At 70.5% G+C, this 11,076-nt stretch carries 10 protein-coding genes; 6 read left to right on the top strand and 4 right to left on the bottom strand.

Annotated features, from left to right (window positions below):
* From G6045_RS34930 to G6045_RS34940, 3 genes are all read left to right on the top strand, one after another.
* The coding region (locus G6045_RS34930; RefSeq protein ID WP_408056403.1) for a thiol-disulfide oxidoreductase DCC family protein at nt 1-517 on the top strand (517 nt) is incomplete at its 5' end.
* 139 nt (nt 518-656) lie between these two features.
* The gene (locus G6045_RS34935; protein WP_235968515.1) at nt 657-1,331 is read left to right on the top strand and encodes a TetR family transcriptional regulator; all 675 of its coding nucleotides are present in this window, start codon (nt 657-659) and stop codon (nt 1,329-1,331) included.
* A gap of 44 nt (nt 1,332-1,375) precedes the next feature.
* Nucleotides 1,376-1,585 carry a hypothetical protein gene (locus G6045_RS34940; protein WP_165336229.1) on the top strand — a complete coding sequence of 70 codons (210 nt, stop codon included), beginning with the start codon at nt 1,376-1,378 and terminating at the stop codon, nt 1,583-1,585.
* Nucleotides 1,586-1,587: 2 nt separating this feature from the next.
* Here G6045_RS34940 and G6045_RS34945 read toward each other — a convergent pair whose 3' ends face one another.
* Genes G6045_RS34945 through G6045_RS34955 form a run of 3 tightly spaced genes read right to left on the bottom strand, consistent with a single transcriptional unit; the run spans nt 1,588 to nt 5,072 of the window.
* The gene (locus G6045_RS34945) at nt 1,588-4,083 is read right to left on the bottom strand and encodes a DUF4132 domain-containing protein (protein WP_328708013.1); all 2,496 of its coding nucleotides are present in this window, start codon (nt 4,081-4,083) and stop codon (nt 1,588-1,590) included.
* Nucleotides 4,080-4,472: a hypothetical protein gene (locus G6045_RS34950; protein WP_165336230.1), complete on the bottom strand. Its 393-nt coding sequence runs from the start codon at nt 4,470-4,472 to the stop codon at nt 4,080-4,082. Before G6045_RS34950 ends, G6045_RS34945 begins: the two co-directional genes overlap by 4 nt.
* Nucleotides 4,473-4,532: 60 nt before the next feature.
* Nucleotides 4,533-5,072 carry a MarR family winged helix-turn-helix transcriptional regulator gene (locus tag G6045_RS34955; protein WP_408056404.1) on the bottom strand — a complete coding sequence of 180 codons (540 nt, stop codon included), beginning with the start codon at nt 5,070-5,072 and terminating at the stop codon, nt 4,533-4,535.
* A gap of 80 nt (nt 5,073-5,152) precedes the next feature.
* Here G6045_RS34955 and G6045_RS34960 point away from each other — a divergent pair, with 80 nt between their 5' ends.
* Nucleotides 5,153-6,379 carry an MFS transporter gene (locus tag G6045_RS34960; protein WP_165336231.1) on the top strand — a complete coding sequence of 409 codons (1,227 nt, stop codon included), beginning with the start codon at nt 5,153-5,155 and terminating at the stop codon, nt 6,377-6,379.
* On the opposite strand, the gene G6045_RS34965 is transcribed toward G6045_RS34960, so the two are convergent.
* Entirely contained in the window at nt 6,372-8,807 is a 2,436-nt protein-coding gene (locus G6045_RS34965) for an MMPL family transporter (protein ID WP_165336235.1), read from the bottom strand. The two genes, G6045_RS34960 and G6045_RS34965, sit on opposite strands and share 8 nt — an antisense overlap.
* Nucleotides 8,808-8,984: 177 nt before the next feature.
* On the opposite strand from G6045_RS34965, the gene G6045_RS34970 reads away from it, so the two are divergent.
* Nucleotides 8,985-9,701, top strand: a complete 717-nt coding sequence (locus G6045_RS34970) for a response regulator transcription factor (protein ID WP_165336232.1) — start codon at nt 8,985-8,987, stop codon at nt 9,699-9,701.
* Nucleotides 9,702-9,766: 65 nt separating this feature from the next.
* Nucleotides 9,767-11,076, top strand: a 1,310-nt coding sequence (locus G6045_RS34975) for a sensor histidine kinase (protein ID WP_165336236.1), incomplete at its 3' end; no start/stop codon positions are given.

Consider the following 11,076-nt stretch of genomic DNA (forward strand, 5'->3'; position numbering starts at 1 on the left):
GCCCCGGAGCACCGCCCCGGGGCAGGGGGGCCGGGGCGTGGCGTACGCCCCGGTCCGCCGGCTGACCGTCCTGTACGACGCGGAGTGCCCGCTCTGCACGCATCTGCGGAACTGGCTGGTCAAGCAGCGGCAGTTGGTGCCGCTGGATCTCGTACCGGCCGGGTCGCAGGAGGCGGGGCGGCGCTTCCCGGGGATCGATCACGGGCGGACGCTGGACGAGATCACCGTCGTGGGGGACGGCGGGCAGGTCTACCGGGGGCCCGCGGCCTGGGTCGTGTGTCTGTGGGCGCTGGCCGAGCACCGGCCGATGGCGCACCGGGTCGCCTCGCATTCGGGGGCCCGGTTCGCGCGGGCGGTGCTGCTCGCCGCGGCCAAGTACCGCGAGGGGCAGCGGCGGCCCGAGGGCTGGCAAGAGGGTGTGTACCGGCGGGCCGACGGGTGGACGTACCACCCGCAGCGCGGCTGGTCGTATGCCGGGCCGGAGGCTTGTGACTCGGGACGCTGTCCGACTGGTTAGGCTCGGGACCGTGCCACGTGCCAGCGTGCCAGCAGGGAAAGTGAGCGTGAACGTGTCGTCGGAGCCGGGGCCCTCGCCCAAGGAGTCGGAATCCGCGCCCAAGAGTGAGCAGACGCGGACGCTGATTCTGGAGACCGCGATGCGGCTCTTCCAGGAGCGTGGTTACGACAAGACCACGATGCGGGCGATCGCCAAGGAGGCCGGGGTCTCCGTCGGCAACGCGTACTACTACTTCGCCGGCAAGGAGCACCTGATCCAGGGCTTCTACGACCGGATCGCCGCCGAGCACCAGGCCGCCGTACGGCCGGTGCTCGACCGCGAGACGGATCTGGAGGCGCGGCTCTCCGGGGTGCTGCGGGCGTGGCTGGACATCGCGGAGCCGTACCACGAGTTCGCGGCGCAGTTCTTCAAGAACGCCGCCGATCCGGACTCCCCGCTCAGCCCGTTCTCGGCCGAGTCGGAGCACGCCCGCGAGGCCGCGATCGCCGTGCACCGCGAATTGCTCGCCGGGTCGAAGGCGAAGATCCCCGACGAACTCAAGGACATCCTCCCGGAGATGCTCTGGCTCTCCCAGATGGGCCTGGTCCTGTACTGGGTGTTCGACCGCTCCCCCGGCCGCGAGCGCTGCTACCGGCTCGCCGACCGGGGCGCCAAGCTCACCACGCGCGGAGTGGCGCTCGCCCGCTTCCGGGTGCTGCGCCCGCTGGTACGCGAGGTCCACGAACTGTTCGTGGACTTTCTGCCTGGGATGACGGACGAGGACTCCTCGGACTCCGCGCCCGGACCCGACAAGCCCGGCCTCAGCAAGAGCTGACCCGATCAGTGGGCCGGCTCCGGCCCTACTGAAAGGTCATCGCGATGTTGCTCATCGGCATGCTCCTCCTGCTCGCCCTCGCCCTCCTGTCCTTCGCCGCACTGGCGTTCCTGGGCTACCTCCTGCTCATGGTGGTCCTGTCCGTCGCGGCGGGCACCTGGACCCGCCCGAGGGTGGGCTGGGCCCTCGCCGCCGTCACCATCGGCCTGCCGCTCGCGCTGATCGTCGGCGGGGCGATACTGACCGCGGGCTGACCTCAGAGCTGACTCGTGATCGTCGAGTCGGTGATCTCCTTGTCCTTCGCGAGCAGCATCGCCTTGCTGAGGATCACCGACAGCACGCGATCGCCCTCGAAGGGCAGATAGCCGGTGCCGGCCGGCTCGCCCGCCGGGACCCCCTTGGGCACGATGCACAGGTACTGGTCGTTCGGGGTCCGCAGGATGTTTCCGGACCCAAGATGGATCTTGTACGTGTGCAACTCGCCCTTGACGTGCAGGAACCGGCCCTCGACCGTGCACCGGTCCGCGATCGCCAGCCTCGGTATCAGGCGGGTCAGGAGCCGGCGGCGGGTCTCGGCGCTCGCGTTCAGCTCGCCGAAGCTGTACGAGCTCCAGTACTCCTGGAAGCGGCCTTCGGGACCGCCGTCCTGCCAGGTCGGATCGTTGCCGACGCTGGCCACGCCGACGAACAGGTCGACGTCGCGCAGGACTTCGCTGAGGGCGAGGGGCGGGATGTCGGTGAGAGGAAGCGAGGCGACGGGCTCGTCGTCCGGGGTGACCCACATGCGGTAGTCGCCGCTGCCCGCGTGCGCGCTGTTGCGCGGGGCCTCCATCGGGTAGAAGCGCACCTGGTCGGTGCGGATACGCAGATAAGCGCCGGAGTCGGCAATGTGAGCAGTCCAGTCGTCCCCCTCGATGCCCTCGATCCAGTACTCCGCGCGCAGTCCCCACTGGGGCAGTTCCTTGTACGCCGGCGGGTACTCGTCGTCCACGCACAGGCGTAGCTTGGCGTGCCAACCCCGAATCGCCGCCAGGGAGTTGAACTGGTGCTGGCGCAGAATGTGGGCGGCGAAACGGTTCGAGTACGTGCCCGTGTTCCGCTCCGCGTCCGTGAGCAGGTACACCTCGCGATGGGCCTGCTTGAACGGCTGGGTGATCACGTGCCGCTCCAGCCATTCGCGCCAGGCCACGACCTCGGCGGGCTCGTGGTGGATGGGGTGCCAGAGCTCTACCTCGGCGCCTGCGGTGACGGGTTCGCCGGCGAGCGTGCGCAGCTCGCCGTCCGCGTAACCGACCGGCCTGTCGTCGACAGTCCACAGGAGACGGCGGGCGAGGGTGCCGACGAGCGAGTGGTCGAGGTACTGGGTGCGCCACTTGTCATAGGCCCAGCGGCGGCGAGCCAGGAACTGGCGGTCGAGGCGCTCGGCTTGCGCACTCAGCATCTTGTCGATGTCCTTGACGGCCGCCTTGAGCTCTTTGAGTTCGTCGGGGTGGTCCCGCTTGACCTGGGCTGGTGGGGCCTTGAGAGTCTTTCCGGCGGGGTTGCGCCAGGTGAGAGTGGCTTGGGAGCCCATGACAGTCAAGTCTGCTGCGCAGTCGCCCAGTTGGTGAGTGGCACGACCGACCTCGTTGAGGCCGTAAGCCGGGACGGCGAGCTCCTCGATCTCCTCGCGGGTGAGGCCGAGGGCTTTCGCCTTCGCGTCCAGGGCGGTGTGGAGCTGCTTGAGGGTGCCCTTGTACGTGATGCGGGCGCTCAGGCGCGCGAGCTCGGCGAGGGCCGGCTCGCCTTCCATCCGTGCGAGCGAAGTGACGGCCGCGTTGGCCAGCTTGGGGCTGCGCGGCCCGAGGCCCGGCAGCTTGCGCAGGCAGGTCTCGGCGAGGGTGCCGAGGGTGCGGACGGTGTCGCGGTGCGCGGGGAGCAGCGACAGGGTCCAGATGAGGCCCCGGAGGGCGTCGGCGTTGTAGGGGTCGAACTCGTCGTTGATCCGCGCCTCCCCACCGAACAGACGCACCGTGCGCGGCTGCCCCACGAGCCCGAGCCAGGTGGTGATGCGCTCGCGCACCTGCCCCTCCGGCAGCAGCTCGGTCAGGAGGCAGGCGCTCTTCTCCCACGCGGCGGTGGGCCTGGCGCCGGCCGCCGTCAGCGCGTGCCGCACGAGCGCCTGCCAGTCGGCGCCGGCGTCAGCCATGTCGGTCAACGCCCGGTCTGACCAGGCTTCGCCAGGGTTGACCACCGGGTCGGTGATCCGGTCGAGCAGCGCCGTCAGCTCCTCGGCATGAGCGCCTCCGATGTACCTGCGCGTCAGCGAGCGGCGCATGGTGGCGACCACGGCGGCGGGGACGGATCCGCCCACGTCCAGCTCGGCACGCGCGAGGACCGTCATCTCGCTCTCGGCCCAGGTGGAATGCAGGCGCCCGTACGTCTCCAGACGCCTGAACCGCCCGTACGCGAACGGATCATCGGGCATCGGAGTGTCGATGACCCCGAGCAGCGCCGTCGCCGCGATCCGGCACCCCGCCTGGAGGCTGTAGATCCCGGTCAGGGTGACAAGGCTCTGCGCCAGCGTCAACGCCGCGTCGCCGCGCAGCGCACGCACGACGTCCAGCGTCTCCTCGTCGTAGCCGGTCCAGGTACGCGCCTCGATCGTCTCCGGCCCCCTCTCCAGAAGCTCGACGGCCAGTTGCTCAATAGCGCCCTCGGCGGCGAACTTCCGTACCCGCTCGATCCGATCCACCGTGTGCACCACGCTCACCCACCCACCAACGGCACAAGCTTCAGAAACGTGACCTCGACCCCGAGCCTGAGCTCGATCTCCTCGTCCAGCTCCTCCACCTGCCGGTCCCCGATCAGGACCAGGAACCCGTTCCGCCCGAACGCCTCCACCGCGCGCTCGAACTGCCGCTCCGGGTCGATCCGTCGCGGTGTCCTCAGCGCGTACCCGTTCAGCGTGCGCTCCGTGTCCGTCGGCTGGACGAGGCCGCGGAACACGCCGGGTGACGCGGCGTGGTACTCCGCGACCTCCTGGAACACACGTCGTCGGATCACCTCGCGCAGCGTCAGCCGCTCCTCGGTGATCTCGATCCCCCACGCCTCGGCGCGCTCCCCCGCAGTCGTCTCATCGACGAACGTCAGTCTCCCCATGACAACGGAGATTAGAGGGCGGCACTGACAACCGCTCCCACCAGGGAAGTCGAGGGCCGCTCAGGCCTTCCAGTGCGCCCCGCCGTCCCGTTCCGCCTCCACCATGATCCGCCGCAGCATGTCCGACAGCCGGCCCAGCTCCTCCTTGGACAGCACCCCGAGCAGCCGGGACTCCTCGTCGCCGAGCATGTCCATCGCGCCCAGCCACGTCGCCCGGCCGTCCTCGGTGAGCTCGACGTCCACCCGGCGCCGGTCGCGCGTCGACTGCGTACGGCGGACGAGGCCGCGCTTCTCCAGGCCGTCGAGGCGGCCGGTCACGGAGGCGGGCCTGAGGTCGAGGTCCGCCGCCAGCTCCGAGGGCGTCGCGCGGCCCGAGCGGCCGGCCAGTTTGTGCAGGGTGTCGAACTCCTGCCGGTCCAGGGCGAAGTCGACCAGGGACTGCTCGCGCACCCGCATCAGATGCACGGAGAGCTTCTTCATCCGTGTCACCGCGCCCTCGACATCGGGGTCGAGCTCGGGCAGTACGGGCTTCCACCGCGCCACGTGCCCATCGGTCCAGTCCCGCTCACGCTCCATGTCGGCGTCCTGCTCACGCTCCATGCCGCTCAGCGTACGCCGGAACCCTTCGCTCCCAAATATTTCGTTGACGAATAGTTCGGTAACGAAATACATTGCGGGTCATGCCGCATCCTCTGCGCACCCTCAACTTCCGCCTGTTCTTCGCGGGTCGCTCCCTCTCCCTCATCGGCGACGCGGTGATCCCCACCGCGCTCGCGCTCGCCGTACTGGAGATCAGCGGCTCCCCCTCCGCGATGGCGATCGTGCTCGCCTGCGCGATGGTGCCCAAGCTGGCGCTGCTGCCGTTCGGCGGGGTGGCGGGCGACTGGTTCCACGCCCGGACCGTCGCCCTGATCACCGATGGCATCAGGGCCGCGAGCCAGCTCTTCGTCGGGTTCGAACTGCTCGCGGGTGACCCGCACTTGTGGCAGATCGCGCTGGCTGAGGCGATCGGCGGCGCGGCCTCCGCGTTCGCCATGCCCACCGAGCCCTCACTGATCAAGGGAACCGTCGAAGAGAGCCAACTGCACCGCGCCAACGCCCTGTTCGGCATTGTGCGCAGCTCTGCGCGGTTCGGCGGCCCGGCGCTCGCCGCGCTGCTCGTGACGCTGGCCGGACCGGGGCTCGCGTTCGTCCTGGACGGCGCCTCCTTCGCGGTCAGCGCCCTGCTGCTCGGCTTCACGCGCGTACGCAACGTCCCCGTCGAGCGCCGTTCCCTGCGCGCCGACCTCGTCGAGGGCTGGCAGGAGGTGCGCCGCCGCGACTGGTACTGGACCAGCCTCATCGGCCACTCCGCCTGGAACGGCGCCGCGGCCGTCCTGATGACCATCGGACCCGGCCTCGCGGCCCGCGAGTTCGGCGGACCGACCGCCTGGGTGGTGCTGCTCCAGGTCGGCGCCGGCGGGCTGCTGCTCGGCTCGCTGCTCGCCGCGCGGGCCAGGCCACGGCGGCCGATCCTCACCGCCAACCTGGGCCTGGCCACGTATGCCCTGCCGCTCATGCTCTTCGCCGCGGACGCGCCCGCCCCGCTGGTCATCGGCGCGTACGGGATCGCGCAGGCCGGGCTCGGCTTCCTCAACCCGGTCTGGGAGACGGCGGTGCAACAGGCCATCCCCGAGCGGACACTGGCCCGCGTGGTCTCGTACGACTGGCTGCTCTCGCTCGGCGCGATGCCGCTCGGCTACGCGCTCGCCCCGCTCGCCGCCGGCCTGTGGGGACCCGAGGCACCGCTGTGGATCGCGGGCGCGGTGGTCGCGGTGGCCTGCGCGGGGACGGCCCTGGTCCCCGGCGTACGGGATTTCCGCGCCCGTACGCCGGAACCCAAATCCCTGGTCCAAGCCGTCAGTTGACCGCGTCCACCTGTTCCTCCCAGGCCAGCTCCACGTCGTACACCAGAGGATCCTCGCCGATCATGATGTGCCGCGCGCGCGGGGCGAACCCGGTCGCGGTCACGGCGAGGAGGTACGAGCCGGGGCCGGGGGCCGCCAGGATGTACGAGCCGTCGGCGAGCGAGTCGACGCGGTCGAGCTGGCGGCCGCCGCGCGAGACGAGGGTGAGCACCGCGTCCGCGACCGCCTCGCCGTCGGGGGTGCGCAGGAAGCCGTGGACGGCGGAGGCGCCCCCGATGCGCTGGGCGGGAACCGCGGCGTCCACGGACTCCACAGGCACCGGCACATCCTCCTTGGGCTCCACCGCCAAGTGCGGCAGCCGCTTCTCCAGCCAGTTGGGCAGCCACCAGTTGGACCGCCCGAGCAGATGCATCGCGGCCGGGACGAGCGCCGTACGCAGGATGAACGCGTCGAGCGCGACCGCCGCCGCGAGCCCGATGCCCGCCATCGCGCCCTCCATGTCGCCGCTGAGGACGAACGCGGAGAACACACAGATCATGATCAGGGCGGCGGAGTTGATGACCCGGCTGGTCTCGGCGAGACCGACCCGTACCGCGCGTGCGTTGTCCTTCGTATGCACCCATTCCTCGTGCATCCGGCTGACCAGGAACACCTGGTAGTCCATGGAGAGGCCGAAGAGGAGCGAGAGCATGATGACGGGCAGGAAGGCGGTGATCGGGCCTTCCTTGCCGAGGCCGAGCGCCTCCGCGCCCCAGCCCCACTGGAAGACCGCCACCAGGACGCCGAAGGACGCGGCCGCCGCGACGAGGTTCATCACCGCCGCCGTCAGCGGCACCACGAGCGAACGGAACGCGATCAGCAGAAGCAGGAAGCCGAGGCCGATGATCGCGCCGACGAAGAGCGGGATCCGTTCGCCGGTGACGGCCGCGAAGTCCTTGAACACGGCGGTCACACCGCCGACATGGGTTTCCGTGCCGGCCGCCGGGATCACGTCGTCGCGCAGCCGGTCGATCAGTTCGTCCGTCTCGACGGACTGCGGTGAGGTGGTCGGGACGACCTGGATCACCGAGACATCCGAGCCGGCCGGCACCGGCAGCTGTACGGCAGCGGCGACCCCCTCGGTGTCCTCCACGCGGTCGAGCAGACCGTCGTCGCCGCCCTGACTCACCAGCTGCAGCGGCCCGTTGAAGCCCGGGCCGAAACCTTCCGCCAGCAGGTCGTACGCCTGGCGTGTGGTGGTCGACTCCTGATGGTTGCCCTGGTCGGTGGCGCCGAGGCGCAGGGACAGGACCGGGATCGCGAGCGCCGCCATGACCACCACGGCCAGGAACGCGATCGACCGCGGCCGCTTCTGTACGACGCCGGACCAGCGCGCGGCCGCCCCGGTCACCTCGTCGGACTCCGGCCCGTTCGCGGCCAGCTTGCGCCGCTGCCGCCTGCTGAGCACCTTCGGACCGAGCACCCCGAGCATCGCGGGAAGCAGCGTGGTCGCGGCGAGCACGCTCATCACCACGGTCAGGGATGTGCCGATGACCACGCCGTCGAGGAAACGCATGTTCATCACGAGCATGCCGGCGAGCGCGATACACACCGTGCCGCCCGCGAACAGCACCGCGCGCCCCGACGTGTTGAGCGCGGTGACCGCCGACTCCTCGGGGTCGAGGCCGCGCTGGATGCCGCGCCGGTGCCGGGTCACGATGAACAGCGCGTAATCGATCCCGACACCGAGCCCGATCAACGAGCCGAGCAGCGGCGCGACTTCCGGCACATCGGTGACATGGCTGAGCAGCGAGGTGCCCATCATCCCCATGCCCACGCCGAACACGGCCGTGACGATGGGAAGGAGCATCGCGAACAGCGAACCGAACGCCAGGAAGAGCACGACCGCGGCGGCCGCGATGCCCACCATCTCCGCGAGCCCGGTCGGCGGCTCCTGGGTCCGCGTGATCGCCTGCCCGCCCAGTTCCACCTGGAGCCCCGCACGCTCCGTGTCCTGCGCGGTCTCGACGACGTCCTCGACGAGCGCCTTCGGTACTCCGTTGGCCTGCTCGGCGAAGGTCACCTGCGCGTAGGCGGTGCGCCCGTCGCGGCTGATCTGTGTCGCGCCCTGCTCCGTGTACGGGGAGGAGACCTCCCCGACGCCCGGCATCGTGCCGATCTCCTTCAGCGCGGGCTCGAGCCGCTCCCGTACCGCGTCGTCGCGCACCGAACCCTCGTCGACCTTCCACACCACGGTGTCCGTGTCACCGGCGGCCTGCGGGAAGGCCTCGGTCATCAGGTCGTACGCGCGCTTGGAGTCGGTGTCCGGGAGGCTGAAGACATTCGCGTAATCCGTGCCGGCCTGCGAACCCGCGGCCCCGACACCGAGCAGAGCTCCCACCCACAGTACGAGGACCACCAGGCGGTGCCGATAGCACCACCGTGCCAATGCAGCCACGATTCCTGCCCCTTCATCGGTCTGTATCGGTACCGGTAGGTCGTCCCCCTGGGCCACGCCTCAGAATTGCGGTCGCCACGCGTGTGTGGTGCGTCGCGGCCATGACTCTCAAGGAACTCCAAAGCTCGGCCCGGTCCCTCGTACAACGAGCCGACGGATACTTGGGTCATGAACGCCGGGGAGGAAGTGGGCAGGGGCGCGGTCGTACTGGTGGTCGAGGACGAACCCTCCATAGCCGACGTCCTCACCATCGCGCTGCGCTATCACGGGTTCGAGGTGGTCTGGGCGAGCTGTCTGCTGCAGGCACGCGCCCGGATCGAGGAACGCCGGTTCGACGCCGCGCTGCTCGATGTGATGCTGCCGGACGGCGACGGGCGCGCCTTCGGGCGTGAACTGCGGGCCCGGCACCCGGAGACGGCCGTGGTGTTCGTGACGGCGCGGGACGCCCCGGCCGAGATCGTGGGCGCGCTCGGCTTCGGCGACGACTACATCACCAAACCCTTCAACATCGACGAGGTCGTCGCCCGGCTCACCGCCGTCCTGCGCCGCACCCGGCCGGCCGATGTCCTGCCGGCCGCCCCTGCGCTGCGCTACGGGACCCTCGAACTCGACGAGACCACGTACACCGTGCGCTGCGACGACCCGTCCCGCGGCGAGGTGCAGCTCACGCCCACCGAGTACGCGCTGCTTCGCTTCCTGGTGCGCAACGGCGGCCGGATCGTGCCCAAGGAACAGCTCCTGCGCCACGTATGGCAGTACGAGCACCAGGCCGAGTCGACCGTCGTCGAGACCTACATCAGCTATCTGCGGCGCAAACTCGCCCCGCTGGGACCGCCGTTGATCACCACCCGGCGCGGCGTGGGCTACGGGCTGGCGGACGCGTGAGGCCGGTGCGCCGCGAGCGCAGGCGCCATCACGGCACCAGGACACTGCGGGCCAAGCTCACCGCGATGAACGTGGTGGTGCTCGCGCTCGGCATCGTGGTGGCCACCGCGGTGAGCATCATGGCGATGCGGCACTATCTGCTCGACCGTATCGACTCCGAACTCGTCTCCTCCCGTACGGCCTTGGAGAACACCGGCTTCACCCGCAAGCAGATCGACGCGCTCAGCGCGATCGGCTCACTGCGCGACGATCTGCTGCTCGCGGACGCGGCCGGGACACTGCCGCGCCCCGAGACGGTGTTCGTGGCGGTGGACGGCGAGGGCCGTCCGGTGACCTTCGCGGGGATCCCGCCGACCGCCAGACAGCGGGAGCTGGCCTCGGCGGTGGACGATCCCCACCGCCTTTCCGCGTCCGACGCCGTACGTGAGGTGCACTTCGGCGGGGACGAGTTCCGTGCGGTGGGCGCGCGGCTCGAGGACGGCACGGTGGTGCTCATGGCCACGTCCATCGAGGCGGTACGGGACGGGGTGACCAAGAGCCTCAAGGTCGATCTGGGCGTCGGTGCCGGGCTGTTGGTGCTGCTCGGGGTGCTGACGCTGATCGGGGCGCGGCACCGGCTGCGCCCTCTGGAGGACATGGTCGAGACGGCGTCCGCCATCGCGGAGGGCGACCTCACCCGGCGCGTACCGGCCCGCAAGGACCCGGTCCTGGAGATCGAACAGCTCCGTCTGGCCCTCAACTCCATGCTGCACCAGGTCGAATCGGCCTTCGAGACCCGTGAACGCAGCGCCTCCCAGCTGCGCCGCTTCGTCGCGGACGCCTCCCATGAACTGCGTACTCCCCTTTCGGCGATACGCGGCTATCTCCAGCTGTACGACAAGGGGATGCTCCGCGAGCCGGCCGAGCGGGAGCGGGCGGGGCGGCGGGTGCGCTCGGAGACCGACCGGATGAGCCGCCTCGTCGACGAGCTCCTGACGCTCGCCCGCCTCGACCAGCAGGCCGAACTGGTCTTCCGCGAGGTGGACCTGAGCCGTCTGGTGCGGGAGGCGGCGGAGGACCTGCGGGTGCAGGAGCCGGGGCGCCCGGTCGCGGTGTCGGCCGACGGCGCGGTGCTCGTGCACGCCGACGAGACGGGGCTGCGTCAGGTGGTGGGCAACCTGCTGGCCAACGTACGGACGCATACGCCGGGTTCGGCCGCGGTACGCGTCTCGGCGGGCCGGTCGAACGGCCGGATCCACCTCACGGTCGCCGACGAGGGCCCCGGCCTCACCCCCGAGGACGCGGCCCGCATCTTCGACCGCTTCTTCCGCACGGGAACCGGCGCCGGAAGCGGCCTCGGCATGGCCATCGTGCAGGGCGTGGTACAGGCTCATGG

Origin of the sequence: Streptomyces mesophilus (assembly GCF_011044995.1) — a bacterium.
Taxonomy (GTDB): Bacteria; Actinomycetota; Actinomycetes; order Streptomycetales; family Streptomycetaceae; genus Streptomyces; species Streptomyces mesophilus.